Raw genomic sequence first — 16,295 nt, 5'->3', positions numbered from 1 at the left:
GCTGTCTTTTTATGGCGCTTTTTTCGGCAGGGTTGCTGATAGATTGCGATAACGATCCACCCACAGCTGCGTTGCACCGCATACCGCAACGGGCATGATGACCAGATTCAAAAAAGGCACCAGCGTAAACAGGCTGACCAAGGCACCAAACTGCATATTGGCGACTTTATGGCGACGTAATGCCTGACGCATCGTGGCAAAGCCCACTTTGTGGTTATCAAAAGGATAATCGCAGTATTGAATCGCCAGCATCCACGCGCTGAACAGGAACCACAGTACCGGAGCGACAGTTTGTCCAATGCCGGGGATGAAATAGAGCAGCAGTAGCACAATCGCGCGTGGCAGGTAATACGCCAGCTTTTGGACTTCACGCTTCATGATGCGTGGGACGTCTTTGGCGATGCCGAGTATGCCGCTGTCCGGCAGCGTTTGGCCGGTGAGTTTTGCTTCCAACTGTTCTGCTAACAAGCCGTTAAACGGTGCGGCGATAAAATTGGCGATCGTGCTAAATAGGTAGCTGAATACCAGCAAAATGGAGAGCACGGCAAGTGGCCAAATGAGGTAGCTGAGCCATTGCAGCCAGCTCGGAATGTGGCTCATGATCTGCGGAATCCAGTCATTCAACTGGGTGAAAAGCCACCAGAAAGCCCCGCCCATCAGTACGATGTTCATCAGTAAGGGCAGAATAACGAAACGTCGGATGCCCGGCAGTGAGATCAGACGCCATCCGGCAAGAAAATAGTGTATGCCGCTGCGAACCTGGCCAGTGGTGTTGCCGTAAGGCGATTTTTCGGAAGATGATGGTTTTTCTGAAGACGATTGTTTTTCTGAAGACGATTGTTTTTCTGAAGACATAGTGCCGATAGACTCAGTCATTTGTTTGTTGAGGCATCATATCGGGATGGTCTTATGCTGACTAGCCCGCATTTGGATGAAAAAACAGCAAAAAAGTGCGTTGTATCTATCTTTATTGTCATAAAGTACCGTGCAGGCTTGCACTTGTGTACTCAGGCAAATAGAGTTAGTAGTATAGGTATTTGCCGTGGTGGCAATGTTTTGTTGGAACAATTGGGATAGCAATGATGCAGGACTTGCGTCTGATATTAATCGTTGTTGGCGCGATCGCTATAATAGCGCTTTTACTGCACGGCTTGTGGACTAGCCGTAAAGAGCGCTCGTCCCTTTTTCGTGACCGCCCAGCTAAACGTGTAAAGAAAGCGCGTGATGAAACGCCGCTTGATGATCTGGATGAAGGCGTGGGCGAAGTCCGCGTGAAGGGTGCCCGCCCGCAGCAGAGCGAGCCTTCATTTGGCAGCGCATCACTTGATAACTCATCATTTGATAACGCGTCATTTGATAATCCTCCATTTAATAATCCTTCACTTAATAACAACAGTGCACGCGAAGACGTTCGTTCAGAGGCGAAATCGCCGTTTGAGCATCTGTCTCCCGTGTCTTCTTACGATCCTCTGCTGGATGAAGCTACGCCGGTAGATTCTCCGCGTGCGCAGGTACGTGGCGAGACTAACCCGCACGTTGTCGCCCCTAGAGAAACCCCGATTTCTGAACCGAGCATTAACGCTCCGCGTGAGTCGTTTGCGTATGATGCACCAGCATCGGCTCCACAGCAGCCTGTTGCACATTCGCTGCATGAAAAAGTTCAGCCCGCGCCTGTACAGCCTCAGCAACCGGTTGAGCCAGTTGAACCCGCAGCGGCAAAAGAAGCGGTTCTGGTGTTGCACGTTGTGGCGCATCAGGGCGGTGTCATTGGCGGCGAACTGCTGCTGCAAAGCCTGCTTCAGGCCGGCTTCCAGTTTGGTGAAATGAACATTTTCCATCGCCATGTGAACCCCGCTGGCGCAGGCCCGGTGTTGTTCAGTCTGGCCAATATGGTTAAGCCCGGTTCGTTTAATGTCGATGCCATGTCCGAGTTCTCAACGCCCGGCGTGTCCATTTTCATGATGGTGCCGTCTTATGGCGATGCCAGCCAAAACTTTAAACTGATGTTACAGTCTGCACAGCGCATTGCTGACGATGTTGGCGGTGTGGTGCAGGATGACGAACGTCGTATGATGACGCCGCAGAAGGTTGAATCCTACAAAGCTCGCATTCGCGATGTGCTGAAAGCCAACGCCTGATATAACGTTTGCGAATGCAGTGGGTGAGAGAAGCCTCCGTTAGTGGAGGCTTTTTTTTATGCTTCGATCCGACAGCGGTGTGGTGTAAAAAGGCAACAAAAGGTGAAACGTAGTGAGTGAAGCAAAAGGATTAAAACAAGAGCTTGGGCTGATTCAGGGCGTAGGGCTGCTTTCTACTTCTCTGCTGGGGACTGGGGTGTTTGCGGTTCCTGCGCTGGTCGCACAGCTGGCACAGCAAGACAGCCTATGGGCGTGGCCGATCTTGATTCTGCTTGTTTTTCCTATCGCCATTGGTTTTGCCGCGCTGGGGCAACATTTTCCTAATGCGGGCGGGGCCGCGCACTTTGTTAACCTTGCTTTTGGGCCGCGTATGGCTCGGGTGACCGGCTGGCTATTCCTGTCCGTTATTCCGCTAGGTCTGCCTGCTGCCTTGCAGATTGCGGCCGGATTCTGGCAGGCGGCGTTTGGCTGGAGCGACCTGGGGCTGCTCTGCGTACAGCTACTGACGCTGGGCGGTATTTGGCTGCTTGGCCTGCGCAGTGCAGGATCCAGCGCCAACATTCAGATCGTCATTGCAATGCTGGTGGTGGGGTTGGTTGCTGCAATCTGGTGGCAGGGCGATATCACGCCTGCGCATATTCCCTGGCCGTCGGTGAGTGAACTGTCATGGCCTAACACCTTTGGTGCGCTGGCTGTGATGTTCTGGTGCTTTGTGGGTCTTGAAGCTTTTGCCCATATGGCGACAGAATTCCGGGCACCGGAGCGCGATTTCCCACGGGCTTTACTGATCGGCATGCTGGTCGCTGGTGCGGTTTACTGGGGATGTACGGTGGCTGTGCTGCATTTTAAGGCTTACGGTGAAGGGATTGCCGCAACGGCTTCGCTACCGGGTATCGTCGTGCAGCTGTTTGGCGAACACGCGCTGTGGGTTGCCTGCTTTGTCGGGTATCTGGCCTGTTTTGCCAGCGTGAATATCTACACGCAGGGCTTCGCCCGTTTAGTCTGGTCGCAGGCATCAAAAGGAAGCGCATTAGCGAAGCTGTCTGCAGGGCAGGCACCGGTGAATGCGCTGTCGGTTGTGGTGGCCTGCTGTCTGGTGTGTTGCCTGTTGATTTACTGGCTCAGGCTGCCGCTGGATATGCTGATTGTGTACGCGAACGGCATCTTTGTGCTGATTTATCTGCTGTGTATGCTGGCAGGGTGGCGTTTGCTGAAAGGGCGCGCGCGCGTGATGGCGGCAATCGGGGGCCTGCTCTGCTGTGCGCTGTTGCTGATGATCGGCTGGAAATCGCTGTATGCGTTAATCATGCTGGCCGTGCTGTGGCTGTTCCTGCCGCGTAAGCAGGTCGAACTGATTTCCCACTGAGTCGTTGATTCTGAATTCAGTGGTGTAAAATCTGCACTTCGGATAGGCGGGGTAGGGAATTGAGCAACGCCCTGATTAGGGCGCTGCATCGCGATGATGACGCGTTGTTGTGATGAGACGAGTTATTGTGATGACTGGTCGTTTTCCGGCGCTGCGGCGGGCTTTTCTTCCGTAGACAGTTTCGCTTCCAGCTCGGTCATACGCTGTTCCAGACGGGCAATCTTCTCGCGCGTGCGGAGCAGAACCTGCGTCTGAATATCGAACTCTTCACGGTTCACCAAATCCAATCGGGTCAGCTGTGCCTGCAAGACCTGACGAATCTTTTTCTCCACATCATCACCCAATTCCCGGATACCTTTTGGCATAGATTCATGCACTTGACGGGCGATTTGCTCAATCTTCTTTGGGTCAATCATGTCGCTTTCCTGATTAGGTTATGTAAGTTGTTACTATAGCAAGTGTAATGGGTATAAATAAAATCTGACATCGGCTTTGCACATATTCAGCATGGTTTTACTGTAATTCAGAATAGTTTTACTGTAATCCAGCATACGTTTTGCCCTATTTCCTGTGGCGGATCAATTGCCCTATCGAGGTATTAGCGTTATAGTAAACCCGCTTATTCTCAGGGCGGGGTGTAATTCCCCACCGGCGGTAAACCAGTACACATACTGGAAGCCCGCGAGCGCTCTCGCTGTTTTCTTCGATATTAATTATCGGTTTCGCAGCGTGGGGTCAGCAGATCCGGTGTAATTCCGGGGCCGACGGTTAAAGTCCGGATGGGAGAGAGTAACGGTATCTGTCGGGCTATATGCCCGCTCGCGTTATTTTTGTTAACTATTACTATGCAACCAGTAGTAGTGGTTACTCCTCAAGCTCGCCCTGATTCTGGTAATCCATAATAACATTGAGGTTTTTTACCATGAATCAGACATTACTTTCTGAATTTGGCAATCCTACCGAACGCGTAGAACGCGCACTTGATGCATTGCGTCATGGCCGCGGCGTGCTGGTGTTGGATGATGAAGATCGTGAAAACGAAGGTGACATGATCTTCTCTGCTGAAAATATGACCGTTGAACAAATGGCGCTGACGATTCGTCACGGCAGTGGCATCGTGTGCCTGTGCCTGACGGAAGAGCGTCGCCAGCAGTTGGAATTGCCGATGATGGTGGAGAAGAACTCCAGCCATTACCAAACGGCATTCACCGTGACGATCGAAGCCGCCGAAGGCGTGACGACGGGCGTTTCTGCTGCCGACCGCCTGACCACTATTCGTGCCGCGATTGCGGATAACGCCAAGCCGAGCGATCTGAATCGCCCTGGTCACGTATTCCCGCTGCGCGCCCAACCGGGTGGCGTATTAACGCGCGGTGGTCACACTGAAGCGACCGTTGACCTGATGACGCTGGCGGGCCTGAAGCCGTCTGGTGTTCTGTGTGAACTGACGAACGATGATGGTTCAATGGCGCACGCGCCTGAAGTGATCACGTTTGCCAAACAGCACGATATGCCGGTACTGACGATTGAAGATCTGGTGGCTTATCGCATCGCGGCAGCGCGCAAAGCCAGCTGATTCACGCAGCGTATAGAGAAATAAAAAGGGCCGAGTAATCGGCCCTTTTGTATTTTATGTCTTATTTTTTAATTGATTAGGTTTTTTAACGACTAATCGGTGCTTACGGCTTTCTTGCCAGCAGCGTGGCGAAGCGCAGCTTGATGCGGTTACCCTGCGCATCGGTTTTGTGTAGCTCACCCATATCCTCGTTGTATTTGAGGATCTCCCAATCGGCGTAATAGTCCTTCAGCTCGTTTTCTTTAAAGGTGAACGAGAAAGGCATTGGGCACGGGCAATCTTCCGTCGACATCGCGGCGATAATCAGGTTGTAGCCGCCGTTAACGGTGCTGTCCTGCATATTGCTGATGATGTGCGGAATACGATCGCGCTCCAGGAACATCAGCACGACGGTCGACAGGATAAAGTCATACTGCTCTTTGATTTCCGCCAGATTGATGTTGTAAACGCCCGCCCGGATGTTGTCCAGCGCTTCGCTCTTGATGATATTATTCAGCGAATCAATGCTTTGCTCATGTTTATCACAGGCCGTGACATCAAACCCGCGCAGGTTCAGGTACAGCGAGTTGCGCCCGCCGCCGCAGCCTAAATCGAGCGTTTTGCCCGGCTTGATGTGCTGCACGGCGTTGATCACTTCGGAATGGGTACGCGTCAGACCGTATTTTTTATGGTAAAAATCTTCTGCCGAGCAGAAAAAGCTGAGCTGACATTCGAGATTGTCAGAAAACGAGACGATGCGGTGCCACGCCTGTGGTTCAACAAACGGCGGCTGGTTCTGTTCGGAGAATTGGAATGTCTCCAACGTCTCGCCGTCTTCGGTCAGCATGGAGAAGGTCATTTCCCCTTTCAACACGGTCAATTTTGCCCAGGTACCTTCCTGCGTGTTGTGCTTTTCCTGAAACGCGGCAGGCAGCGTCTGGCTGTTCCACTGTGGCATCTTCTTATAACAAATGAGATCTTGCATCTTTACCTCGGTCTGTAAATTCTAAAAGCGATAGCCGTATTCTATTAATCCGCACGCAGGCTGACCAGAAAATATGCATTTTAAATGCATTATTTATTTTGCTGTCTCAGGCCGTGGTTTAACTCACCGTGGAAAGCTGTCGCAGCAGCGGAAATGCCTCTTTCATCCGCTCCCCGCCGACCACAAAGGCGCGTAGCATCTGCTGACCATCCAGCGCTTTTGCTACCATCCCCTGTTCGTTCCATTCCTGCTGCCAGTGTAAATCACCGCCGGTGGTATCGCCTGCCATCTGTAAGGGAAACAGCGGCGTCTTGATTTTTACCAGCATTGGCGGCAGCGTTAGCATCTCGTTGGCACCCAGCAGGTTTTTCGCCAGCGTAATCGCGCTGAGCTGAATCGGCTGCAGGAAAGGCAGGAGCTTACCGCCAATCTCCGCGCAGTCGCCCAACGCATAAATCAGTGGATCGGTGGTCTGCAACTGTGCATTGGTCTGAATACCTTTCTGCACCGTTAACCCCGCTGTTTTCGCCAACTGCGTGTTGGCCTGCAAACCGATAGCGGAGAGGACTTCGTCCACCTCGACAGATCGACCATCGGTAAATGTGGCCTGTATGCCGGTTTCGGTTTTCTCCAGCTGTTGCAGGGTCGTGTTCAACTGCAGTGAAACACCCTGCTGCGTCAGCGTAAACTGTAGGCGCGCGCTGACTTCGGGCGGCATCAACGCGGGCAGAATGCTGCTGGCGCAGTCAACCAGCGTGACCCGTTTTCCGGCGCGACCCAAATCCATCGCCAGCTCAGTACCAATGAGTCCAGCACCGAGCACCAGTACGCGTTCAGCCTGCCAGAGCCGATTTTCGTGGGTGCGATATTCCTGCTGACTATTGAGCGTCAGCATATGTTCGCGTCCCGGAATCGGCGGCACCATTGCGCTGGCACCCGTTGCGAACACCAGCTTATGGTAATCATAACGATCCGTGCCGCAGATGACCTGTTGCGCCTGGCGATCAATGGCGGTGACGCGCGTATTGGCCAGCAGCGCAATGCGGTTCTCTTCAGCAAACGCGGTTGCCGACATCTTAGTCAGATCGTCGGCGTGCTGTTGCAGACTCATCACATGGCTTAGATCCGGCTTGTTGTACTCATCGCCGCTGTCGGCAGTAATCAGGCGGATAGGGCAGTGCGCATCCAGCTTGCGCAGCTGTCGGATGAGCTGGCGGGCGGCAAAGCCCGCGCCAATAATCACGATGTCTTTCATCATCCTCTCCTTAGCGAATCGGATTGAAAACGTCTTTGCCCAGCCCACATTCCGGGCAGAGGAAGCTGTCTGGTACGTCCGACCACATGGTGCCAGGGGTGACATCCTGCATCGGTTCGCCGAGTGCAGGATCGTAGATCCACTGGCAGACGCTGCACACCATACAACCGTTTTCTGACGGTACCGCTGGCTGTGCGGTTGACTGTGGCGCAGCGACTTCATTGCACCCGCAGGCGCTCTCGGCAGGGGCGCTCACATTCTGCGGGGCTGTGGTGGCTTGCGGTGCCGCGACGGTCTGTTTTACGGGCGAGATGACGCGGCGGGCAGGCGTATCATCCAGCGGGTGCAGTGCCCACTGACGAGCGATTTCGCGACCGTGTTCGCGGCAAATTTCCAGTGCGGAACCATCAGGACGCCATTTGGTTTTCAGCGCTAGCGTGGTTTCAAAACCGGCATCCATCAAACGGGTTTGAACGCGGTCTACCGCACCGCCATTCCAGCCGTAGCTGCCGAACGCCGAGGCTTTCTTGTTTTGGAAACGCAGGCCGGTGATCTCTTCCAGCATGGCGGCGACCTTCGGCATCATCACGTTATTCATGGTGGATGAACCGACTAGCACGCCTTTCGAGCGGAACACCTGCGTCAGGATTTCGTTCTTGTCGTGACGGGCGACGTTATAAATTTTTACCGCTACACCGGGATCGACATCGTTGATGCCTTGCGCAATGGCGTCGGCCATCATGCGGGTGTTATTGGACATGGTGTCGTAAAACAGCGTGATGCGATCTTCCTGATAGCTGTCCGCCCACTTCAGATACAGGTGGATGATCTGGGCCGGATCGTCACGCCATACCACGCCGTGTGAGGTCGCAACCATCGACAACGGCAGGTTGAATCCCAGCACTTCGTGGATCTTGGCAGTCACCAAGCGACTGAACGGCGTCAGAATATTGGCGAAATAGCGTTGGCACTGCTCGAACAGTTCCGTTTGATCGACTTCATCATTGAACAGGTGTTCATCGCAATAGTGCTGACCGAACGCATCGTTACTGAACAGCACGGCGTCCTCGGTCATGTAGGTCATCATACTGTCCGGCCAGTGCAGCATGGGCGTTTCGATAAAGATCAGCTGCTTGCCGTTGCCGATATCCAGCGTGTCACCGGTTTTGACCGTGTGGAAATTCCACTCTGGGTGATGGTGGTGCCCGGTAATGGAATCGATCGCGTTGTGGGTACAGTAAATCGGCGTGTTGGGAATACGCGCCATCAGCTCAGTCAGCGCCCCGGCGTGATCCTCTTCGGCGTGGTTGATCACGATGTAGTCAATCGTGTTCAGATCCACTTCCGCCATCAGATTCTGCACAAACTCACGACTGAATTTGTGATCGACGGTATCGATCAGCACGGTTTTCTCTTCGCGGATCAGGTAGCTGTTGTAGCTACTGCCTTGCAGCGTTTTGTATTCGGTGCCGTGAAAATCACGGACTTCCCAGTCGCGTTGTCCAACCCAGTGGATATTGTTCTTAACGTGAATTGTCATGTTCTGAAACCTCAGTAGTCATAGTCGGGAATATGCTGTAGAGATAGCAGGAAGCGTGCCAATTTTTAATTCATTGATTTATAACATTTTAATAAATAGTGATTGTCAAAATGACATGCTTTATCTATTGTCTTAATGACACAGGTTCTGTCATTAGGACACACTATGACGCTTTCCATTAACGCCCTTGCCCGCATTGCTATCGAGCTGCAAATGGGGCTATCGAATCAGGATCGTTTCCAGCGCTTAATCAACAGCCTGCGCCAACTGCTGTGCTGTGATGCCTCGGCGCTGCTGCGTTACGAGAATCAGCTGTTCCGTCCGTTGGCGATCGATGGTTTGGCGCCGGACGTGCTGGGGCGACGCTTTCGCCTGTCCGATCATCCGCGTCTGGAGGCGATTGCCCGCGCGGGTGACGTGGTGCGCTTTCCGGCGGACAGCCAGCTTCCCGATCCCTATGACGGTTTGATCCCCAGTCAGGAGGATCTTAAGGTGCATGCCTGCGTCGGCCTGCCGTTGTTTGCCAATCAGAACCTGATCGGGGCGCTGACCGTGGACGGCATGGATCCCTGTCAGTTCGACCATTTCAGCGATGAAGAACTGCGGCTGGTGGGGGCAATGGCGGCGGCGGCGCTGAGTAATGCGCTGCTGATGGAGCGTCTTGAGCGGCAGTTACCTGCGCCAGTGCGGGCTGAAAGTCCGGCGGCGGAAAGTGTCGAGGAAATGGTCGGGCTGTCAGAACCGATGCAGCGGCTGAAGAAAGAGGTCGATATCGTCGCAGGTTCTGACCTGAACGTGTTGATTATGGGGGAGACCGGTGTTGGTAAAGAGTTGGTGGCGCGGGCGATTCATCGTGGTTCCAGCCGGGCAAGTCATCCTCTGGTGTACCTGAACTGTGCCGCGCTGCCGGAGTCGGTCGCGGAGAGCGAGCTGTTTGGTCATGTGAAGGGCGCGTTTACCGGTGCGATCCATCATCGAACCGGTAAGTTTGAAATGGCGGATAATGGCACGCTGTTTCTGGATGAGATTGGCGAACTGTCGCTGACGCTACAGGCGAAGCTGCTGCGCGTATTGCAGTATGGCGATCTCCAGCGCGTGGGTGATGACAGCAGCCTGAAAGTGAACGTGCGCGTGCTGGCGGCCACCAACCGCGATCTGCGGCAGGCGGTGCTGGATGGCGTTTTCCGTGCTGACTTGTTCCACCGTCTGAGCGTGTTCCCTCTGTCTGTACCACCGCTGCGTGAGCGCAGTCAGGATGTGGCGCTGCTGGCGGGATTCTTCTGCGAGCGAAGCCGTGCGCAACTGGGGCTGGCGCGTCTGGCGTTAACGGCCGACGCGGGCGCACTACTGGAACAGTACGGCTGGCCGGGGAATGTGCGCGAGCTGGAACACGCTATTTATCGCGCGACCGTGCTGGCGAGAGCAGGGCAGGAATCAGGCGAAGTACTGTTAGGCCCTGAACATTTCAATCTCGAACTTCCCTCTCAGCCCGTTCATGCCGTCGCAGGGGCGTCGAGCGCTATCGACACCGCACCCGCGTATTTCATCAGCGGCGGCCTGCGGGAGGCAACGGACGACTATCAGCGGCGGATCATCCAACAAACGCTGGCGCGCCATGAGGGCAACTGGTCATCCTGCGCAAGAGAACTGGAAATGGACAGCGGCAACCTGCACCGTCTGGCAAAGCGGTTAGGCATCAAATAAAAAACGCCCCGAAAATCGGGGCGTTGAGGTTGCTGACAAAGTCCGTAGAGCGGGAGTAACGGATAGATCGTAAAGACGCTGCAAGTACGTCCATATAAGCTCGGATTGCGCAGATATGAATCTCATCCCTGAGATTCACCCTTTCAGGGCCGTCGCTAGCGACGTTCAAAAACGTTCCTGACGTTTTTGTCCATGGCGCAAACGCTTTACTCTTCTATTCCGTTACTCCCGTTTTCATTCGGCAAATAGGTTTGTCAACGGTCTGAAAGCGCCCCGAAAATAGGGGCGTTGGCACACGAAATATTGCCTAACCTCTAATGACTACAGAACTGAGTTAACCGCATTTCACGCATTTAGCGCTCTGAATCACCTGGAAGAAGTCGTTGCCTTTATCATCGACCAGAATAAAGGCTGGGAAATCTTCGACTTCGATTTTCCAGATCGCTTCCATTCCCAGCTCCGGGTATTCCACGCAGGTCAGGCTCTTGATGCTGTTCTGCGCCAGAATCGCGGCCGGGCCGCCGATGCTGCCGAGGTAGAAGCCGCCGTGTTTATGGCATGCGTCGGTCACCTGCTGGCTGCGGTTGCCTTTTGCCAGCATGATCATGCTGCCGCCGTTGGCTTGCAGTAAATCGACGTAGGAATCCATACGACCAGCGGTGGTTGGGCCTAACGAACCGGACGGGTAGCCTTCTGGCGTTTTCGCCGGGCCCGCGTAGTAAATCGGGTGATCTTTGATGTACTGCGGCAGGCCTTCGCCGTTATCCAGACGCTCCTTCAGCTTGGCGTGAGCAATGTCACGACCCACGATGATGGTGCCAGTCAGGGAAAGACGGGTGGATACCGGATACTGCGACAGCGTTTTCAGGATCTCTGCCATCGGACGGTTCAGATCGATTTTCACCGCATCGCCTTCGCCCGTTTCACGCAGATGTTCAGGAATATATTTGCCCGGATTCTGCTCTAACTGCTCCAGCCAGACACCTTTACGGTTGATCTTGCCTTTGATGTTACGGTCAGCGGAACAGGACACGCCCATACCGACTGGGCAAGAGGCACCGTGGCGCGGCAGGCGGATAATCCGCACGTCGTGCGCAAAATATTTACCACCGAACTGCGCGCCCAGACCCAGATCGCGCGCGGCTTCCAGAATTTCCTGTTCCAGCGCAACATCGCGGAATGCCTGACCGTGCTCATTGCCTTCGGTCGGCAGTTCGTCGTAGTACTTGGTTGACGCCAGCTTAACGGTTTTCAGCGTGGTTTCTGCTGAGGTACCGCCAATCACAAACGCGATATGGTACGGCGGGCAGGCTGCGGTGCCCAGCGAGCGCATTTTCTCGATCAGGAAGCTTTTCAGTTTACCCGGCGTCAGCAGCGCTTTGGTTTCCTGATACAGATAAGTCTTGTTGGCAGAACCGCCGCCTTTGGTGACGAACAGGAATTTATAGTCTTCGCCTTCGGTACTGTAGAGGTCAATCTGCGCGGGCAGGTTGGTGCCAGTGTTAACCTCTTTGTACATATCCAGCGCAGCGTTCTGCGAGTAGCGCAGGTTGTCTTCAATAAAGGTGTTGTACACCCCTTTGGACAAGGCTTCGGCATCATTACCGCCAGTCCAGACGTTCTGGCCTTTTTTACCGACGATGATCGCTGTACCGGTATCCTGACAGGTCGGCAGAATGCCCTTGGCGGAAATTTCTGAGTTGCGCAGGAATTGCAGGGCCACGTATTTATCGTTTTCGCTGGCTTCCGGGTCGCTAAGAATATCGGCAACTTGCTGCTGGTGAGCGGGGCGGAGCATGAAAGAAGCATCGTGGAAGGCTTGCTGGGCCAGAAGGGTCAACGCGGCTGGCTCGATCTTCAGGATGTCCTGACCTTCAAATTGTGCGACAGAGACAAAGTCGCTGCTCAACAGGCGATATTCGGTGTCATCTTTACTGAGTGGAAACGGATCTTGGTAATAGAAGGGTTTATTCGACATTTTTTTCTCACTTGCAATTGCATCAATTAGTAAATTTTCACCTTATAGGATTCAGCATCTTATTATTAAGGCGTATTACTGCAGCACTACAGGGATGTCTCGAATACAAAAGTAGTAATCACCATAATAGTATGGTTTTTTGTCGGGAAGTACTACTTTGGTACATCACAATAATAATGATGTGCGCGTTATTTTTTCCCCGTAGCAGACGCGTGGAACGGCGGCACAGCATAGGTTTCCTGTGTGCGGACGCCACGGGAAAGGGCACGCGATTTAACGTGAAAATATTCCTCTTTTAATTGGCTTAATTAAGTAAAGTAAATGGTGAAATTAAAAACAATAACCATTTCATCCTTAATGTTATTCGTTGGCGATATAAATAAACCGTTATTGGCTTTTTATCGTTTCATGGAAAAACAGGCCGATCACCAAAGCCACAGTGCGGTGACAGTGCGGTGGCAGAGGTGATGACGGATGTGATTTTACCAATGCCGTGACGGAGTTATGGCGACGTAGTCTCTTGTTGGGCAAGGAGATTGTCGATCATCCACAACCCTGCTGGGCCAGGTGGATGGGGCTTGGACCAGACAACGTCCACGTCAATCCACTGCGGCCAGCCCGCGACTGGCAGCTCCACCAGTTTCTGCTGGTCGTATTGCGCCACCAGCCAGCGTGGCAGAATGCTCCAGCCGTGCCCCTGCTGCGCCATTTCCAGTAGCATCAGGTAGGACGGCGCAGACCAAACGATCCCTTCCGGTTGCAGCCGATCGCTGCGTTTATAGGTATTGAGATAGAGCTGGCGGACGGTCGCCAACTGGCTGCGCGTCACGGTTTTTTCCGTTGTCAGCGGGTGCGCTGCCGACACGAAGATGGCCATGTCGGTCTTAATCTGCAAACGCGCGGCGGCAATATCGGGCGGGTAATCCGTCTGGGCGCGCAATAGCCCGACATGCGCGCGGTTCATTTGCAGCAGATCGATCACGTCATCACCTTCCGCAATCAGGCATTCAAACTCAATATCAGGAAAATGCTGGGCGAAACGCTGAAGCACGAGTTCGTAGTGAGGCGCTTGCCAGATATCGGACAGCACAAACGTCAGACGGGGTTCGATATGGTCGGCCAGACGGATCGCCAGCCCATCCAGCTCTTCGCTGGCGGATAAGATCGCCTGTACGTGGGAAAGCACTTTTCTGCCCGCCAGCGTGAGCACCGGCTGGTGGCCGGATCGATCAAACAGCGTCAGCCCCAGATCGGCTTCCAGATTGGCGATGGCCGCGCTGATGGTGGACTGGCTTTTATGCAAGCGCCGTGCGGCGGCCGAAAACGAACCCGCATCAACGGTGGTCACAAAAGCCAACAGGGATTCCGGTGAATATCGCATTTCTATCTATACCCTAGATAATTCGAGTTTCAGGAAGGCGGCGACGCAGTGAATCCCCTGGAGCTTACTTCAGTAAGTGACTGGGGTGAGCGAGGACAAATCGTCTTAGCCGATTTGAACGCCGCTTGCGGCGGCCCTTCAGGGCGAGGCTCAGTGATGAGCCGAGTATTGCCAACGCACATGCAACTTGAAGTATGACGAGTATATCGTTTTTATCGATGGAATCTAACTGTACTCTACCACCTTATGCGATGAAAATAGCCGCAGTCAGAACCAAACAATGAATAAAAGTGAATGTGCTATGCAAAACAAAACCAACAAAACGTTACGTGAACGTGTGTACCATGCGGTGGGCTTTGAGCTGATTGCTACGATGATCTGTGCGCCAACGGCAGCCTGGCTGATGAATAAGTCAGTTTTCGATATGGGGGCGCTGACTATCATGCTGGCTAGCGTCGCGATGATCTGGAATATGATCTACAACTCGATATTCGATCGTCTGTGGCCGGCGGATCGCGTTAAGCGTCGGCTGCCGGTTCGTATCGCTCACGCGCTGGGGTTTGAAGGCGGCTTTATCCTGATTGGTTTGCCGCTGGCGGCGTGGATGCTGAATGTCACGCTGTGGCAGGCGCTAATGTTGGAAATTGGCTTCTTCCTGTTCTTCCTGCCGTACACCGTGGTGTATAACTGGGCCTACGATACCCTGCGGGAACGCATTATGAACCGCCGCCACGCTCAGCAGGTCTCAGCCAGTTCTCGTCTGCGCTAATCCGCCAGTGTTAATGCTGCGCGTTACCGGTGTGTCAGCTTAAAGTTCTGATACGCCGGTAGTTCAAGCGCTCGCCATAAATACCAGGATGCCACCGTGCGATAAGGCTGACAGTGCAGGCTTAGTGCCTGTAACTCGCGCGGTTTCGGCATATCCTGCAAATCGTAGACGTAGCGTAGCCCCTGCCGAATCCCGAGATCGTCGAGCGGCATGATATCGGTGCGTTCCAGCGAATAAATCAAAAACATTTCTACCGTCCAGCGCCCGATCCCCTTGAGCGACGTCAGCTGCTGAATAAGCGTGTCATCATCCCTCTCTGCGGCCTGTGCGAGGCTGGGTACCAGACCACTTAGCGCACCCTGTGCAATGCCATGCAACGTATCCGCTTTACGGGCGGAAAAACCGCACTGCCGTAGCGTGTCGGTGGAGCAGGCCAGTATCTGTTCCGGGGTGGGAAAGACATCGCCATGTACCCGCAGGAGTTTCGCGACCATCGCATCCCCGGCACGCGTCGTTAGCTGCTGATAGGCAACGGCACGCATCAGTGCCTCATAGGGTTCCCTATGCGGCGCGGTCTGATGGCGACAGTCGCCAATCTGTTCAATCAGGCTAGCCCAGCGTGTATTGATGGCGCTGAGATGAGTTTTGGCGTGCTGCGTGAAATCCGACGGCGAGTGGGATGGCATAAACGGCTTCCGTGATGAGAACGCAAGGACAGAAAACGAGCATAGGAGATTGCCGCATAGCGCGCCATGTGGGAAGGGATATTTCAGCGGCAGGTTATGCCGCTGTTACGCGTTAATAATACTCGCCGTGGCGATAGTCCCAGGTGGTGAAGGTATCAGACAGTAGCGACATCACCTTGTCCACATCCAGCCCCTTGCGTATCAGCGCCGGGCACGGATATACGCTCCGTCTCCCTTTCTGTTCCGGTATCAGTTGACCGTCTGTATCCACCATCGACACCATCACGCCTTGCTCATAGCGAGTGTCATGGGACTTATTCGGCTGGATAGATTTCACGTAATCGTCGGCTTCGATAATTAGATCGGCAAAGGCACTGATCCGTTCACCGATCCCCTCCACCTCGCCCCGATTGCCTTTGCCTGACGGGTTGGCTGAGCTGGCAAAGGTTAATTTACCGTACTTTTCCCACAGCTCCTGCGTGAGGATTTCGCTCGGTTTACCGAACTTAATTACGAAACAGCTGGTTTTGCGATCGTCCATCATCAGCGCTTTCGAGCCGTCTTTGGGGATACGCACTAATGCGCTGTCGTGCCAGGGGAGGATGCAGCCCAGCAGCACGTCGGCATCCCAATGGCGTTGATATAACTGTTCGATTTCTGGGTTTAGCTGCGCCAGCGCTTTCAACTGCGCGATGGATCCACACAGCACGACACCCGGCTTGCTTCGGCTACGCTGTTTGGCATCAAATTTGCGTTCCAGCCCGGCCTTATCTGAAGCCATGATGATGTAACCCACCTTGGTGGGCGAAACGATGATTCCCCCACCGCGTGACATAATCTGCACCGCATCGTCATGCAAACCGCCATTCCAGTGAACTTTATTTCCGCTCATGTTGCCCCCTGATTGCTGAGAAAAAGCTGAGTCTCACCGTGTACCA

At 53.8% G+C, this 16,295-nt stretch carries 14 protein-coding genes and 1 riboswitch; of the genes, 5 read left to right on the top strand and 9 right to left on the bottom strand.

The window, feature by feature from the left end:
* Positions 1-9: 9 nt before the first annotated feature.
* Positions 10-855, bottom strand: coding sequence for a sulfate transporter CysZ (gene cysZ / locus NXT09_RS13100; RefSeq protein WP_268579971.1), 846 nt, complete (start codon positions 853-855; stop codon positions 10-12).
* Between the two features lie 224 nt (positions 856-1,079).
* Here cysZ and zipA point away from each other — a divergent pair, with 224 nt between their 5' ends.
* Both zipA and yjeH read left to right on the top strand, forming a co-directional pair.
* Positions 1,080-2,138: a cell division protein ZipA gene (zipA, locus tag NXT09_RS13095; RefSeq protein WP_268579970.1), complete on the top strand. Its 1,059-nt coding sequence runs from the start codon at positions 1,080-1,082 to the stop codon at positions 2,136-2,138.
* 112 nt (positions 2,139-2,250) lie between these two features.
* Positions 2,251-3,504 carry an L-methionine/branched-chain amino acid transporter gene (gene yjeH, locus NXT09_RS13090; protein WP_268579969.1) on the top strand — a complete coding sequence of 418 codons (1,254 nt, stop codon included), beginning with the start codon at positions 2,251-2,253 and terminating at the stop codon, positions 3,502-3,504.
* Between the two features lie 122 nt (positions 3,505-3,626).
* On the opposite strand, the gene ubiK is transcribed toward yjeH, so the two are convergent.
* Complete coding sequence (gene ubiK / locus NXT09_RS13085; protein ID WP_039484983.1) at positions 3,627-3,920, bottom strand: ubiquinone biosynthesis accessory factor UbiK; 294 nt, start codon at positions 3,918-3,920, stop codon at positions 3,627-3,629.
* Positions 3,921-4,121: 201 nt separating this feature from the next.
* Positions 4,122-4,299, top strand: a riboswitch (FMN riboswitch).
* A gap of 127 nt (positions 4,300-4,426) precedes the next feature.
* On the opposite strand from ubiK, the gene ribB reads away from it, so the two are divergent.
* On the top strand, positions 4,427-5,080 hold the full coding sequence (gene ribB / locus NXT09_RS13080) for a 3,4-dihydroxy-2-butanone-4-phosphate synthase (RefSeq protein WP_102118232.1): 654 nt from the start codon (positions 4,427-4,429) through the stop codon (positions 5,078-5,080).
* A gap of 103 nt (positions 5,081-5,183) precedes the next feature.
* On the opposite strand, the gene tehB is transcribed toward ribB, so the two are convergent.
* From tehB to norV, 3 genes are all read right to left on the bottom strand, one after another.
* Positions 5,184-6,044: an SAM-dependent methyltransferase TehB gene (gene tehB / locus NXT09_RS13075; protein ID WP_205553145.1), complete on the bottom strand. Its 861-nt coding sequence runs from the start codon at positions 6,042-6,044 to the stop codon at positions 5,184-5,186.
* 118 nt (positions 6,045-6,162) lie between these two features.
* Positions 6,163-7,299, bottom strand: coding sequence for an NADH:flavorubredoxin reductase NorW (norW, locus tag NXT09_RS13070; protein ID WP_268580044.1), 1,137 nt, complete (start codon positions 7,297-7,299; stop codon positions 6,163-6,165).
* A 10-nt stretch (positions 7,300-7,309) separates the two neighbouring features.
* Complete coding sequence (gene norV / locus NXT09_RS13065; RefSeq protein WP_268579968.1) at positions 7,310-8,839, bottom strand: anaerobic nitric oxide reductase flavorubredoxin; 1,530 nt, start codon at positions 8,837-8,839, stop codon at positions 7,310-7,312.
* A gap of 165 nt (positions 8,840-9,004) precedes the next feature.
* Between norV and norR the strand changes: the two genes are divergently transcribed.
* On the top strand, positions 9,005-10,543 hold the full coding sequence (gene norR / locus NXT09_RS13060; protein WP_268579967.1) for a nitric oxide reductase transcriptional regulator NorR: 1,539 nt from the start codon (positions 9,005-9,007) through the stop codon (positions 10,541-10,543).
* Between the two features lie 334 nt (positions 10,544-10,877).
* Here norR and fumA read toward each other — a convergent pair whose 3' ends face one another.
* Positions 10,878-12,521, bottom strand: coding sequence for a class I fumarate hydratase FumA (fumA, locus tag NXT09_RS13055; RefSeq protein ID WP_268579966.1), 1,644 nt, complete (start codon positions 12,519-12,521; stop codon positions 10,878-10,880).
* A 502-nt stretch (positions 12,522-13,023) separates the two neighbouring features.
* On the bottom strand, positions 13,024-13,902 hold the full coding sequence (locus NXT09_RS13050) for a LysR family transcriptional regulator (RefSeq protein ID WP_268579965.1): 879 nt from the start codon (positions 13,900-13,902) through the stop codon (positions 13,024-13,026).
* Between the two features lie 301 nt (positions 13,903-14,203).
* On the opposite strand from NXT09_RS13050, the gene NXT09_RS13045 reads away from it, so the two are divergent.
* Positions 14,204-14,671 carry a multidrug/biocide efflux PACE transporter gene (locus tag NXT09_RS13045; protein WP_268579964.1) on the top strand — a complete coding sequence of 156 codons (468 nt, stop codon included), beginning with the start codon at positions 14,204-14,206 and terminating at the stop codon, positions 14,669-14,671.
* A 23-nt stretch (positions 14,672-14,694) separates the two neighbouring features.
* Here the strand turns inward: NXT09_RS13045 and NXT09_RS13040 are convergent, their stop codons facing one another.
* The gene (locus tag NXT09_RS13040) at positions 14,695-15,357 is read right to left on the bottom strand and encodes a DNA-3-methyladenine glycosylase family protein (protein WP_268579963.1); all 663 of its coding nucleotides are present in this window, start codon (positions 15,355-15,357) and stop codon (positions 14,695-14,697) included.
* Between the two features lie 112 nt (positions 15,358-15,469).
* Positions 15,470-16,249 (bottom strand): L-threonylcarbamoyladenylate synthase, encoded by a 780-nt coding sequence (locus tag NXT09_RS13035; protein ID WP_240584613.1) that lies wholly within the window; start codon positions 16,247-16,249, stop codon positions 15,470-15,472.
* Positions 16,250-16,295: the final 46 nt, after the last annotated feature.

It is taken from the genome of Pectobacterium jejuense (assembly GCF_026800125.1).
Taxonomy (GTDB): Bacteria; Pseudomonadota; Gammaproteobacteria; order Enterobacterales; family Enterobacteriaceae; genus Pectobacterium; species Pectobacterium jejuense.
The sequence above is the reverse complement of the archived record's forward strand: the minus strand, read 5'-3'. Positions and strand labels throughout refer to the sequence as shown.

Bases quoted from the DNA above. Each gene is read 5' to 3' on its own strand.
- norW (WP_268580044.1), bottom strand. From the start codon at position 7,299: ATGAAAGACATCGTGATTATTGGCGCGGGCTTTGCCGCCCGCCAGCTC.
- NXT09_RS13050 (WP_268579965.1), bottom strand. From the start codon at position 13,902: ATGCGATATTCACCGGAATCCCTGTTGGCTTTTGTGACCACCGTTGAT.
- norR (WP_268579967.1), top strand. From the start codon at position 9,005: ATGACGCTTTCCATTAACGCCCTTGCCCGCATTGCTATCGAGCTGCAA.
- tehB (WP_205553145.1), bottom strand. From the start codon at position 6,044: ATGCAAGATCTCATTTGTTATAAGAAGATGCCACAGTGGAACAGCCAG.
- NXT09_RS13035 (WP_240584613.1), bottom strand. From the start codon at position 16,249: ATGAGCGGAAATAAAGTTCACTGGAATGGCGGTTTGCATGACGATGCG.
- NXT09_RS13040 (WP_268579963.1), bottom strand. From the start codon at position 15,357: ATGCCATCCCACTCGCCGTCGGATTTCACGCAGCACGCCAAAACTCAT.
- norV (WP_268579968.1), bottom strand. From the start codon at position 8,839: ATGACAATTCACGTTAAGAACAATATCCACTGGGTTGGACAACGCGAC.
- cysZ (WP_268579971.1), bottom strand. From the start codon at position 855: ATGTCTTCAGAAAAACAATCGTCTTCAGAAAAACAATCGTCTTCAGAA.
- ribB (WP_102118232.1), top strand. From the start codon at position 4,427: ATGAATCAGACATTACTTTCTGAATTTGGCAATCCTACCGAACGCGTA.
- NXT09_RS13045 (WP_268579964.1), top strand. From the start codon at position 14,204: ATGCAAAACAAAACCAACAAAACGTTACGTGAACGTGTGTACCATGCG.
- zipA (WP_268579970.1), top strand. From the start codon at position 1,080: ATGATGCAGGACTTGCGTCTGATATTAATCGTTGTTGGCGCGATCGCT.
- fumA (WP_268579966.1), bottom strand. From the start codon at position 12,521: ATGTCGAATAAACCCTTCTATTACCAAGATCCGTTTCCACTCAGTAAA.
- ubiK (WP_039484983.1), bottom strand. From the start codon at position 3,920: ATGATTGACCCAAAGAAGATTGAGCAAATCGCCCGTCAAGTGCATGAA.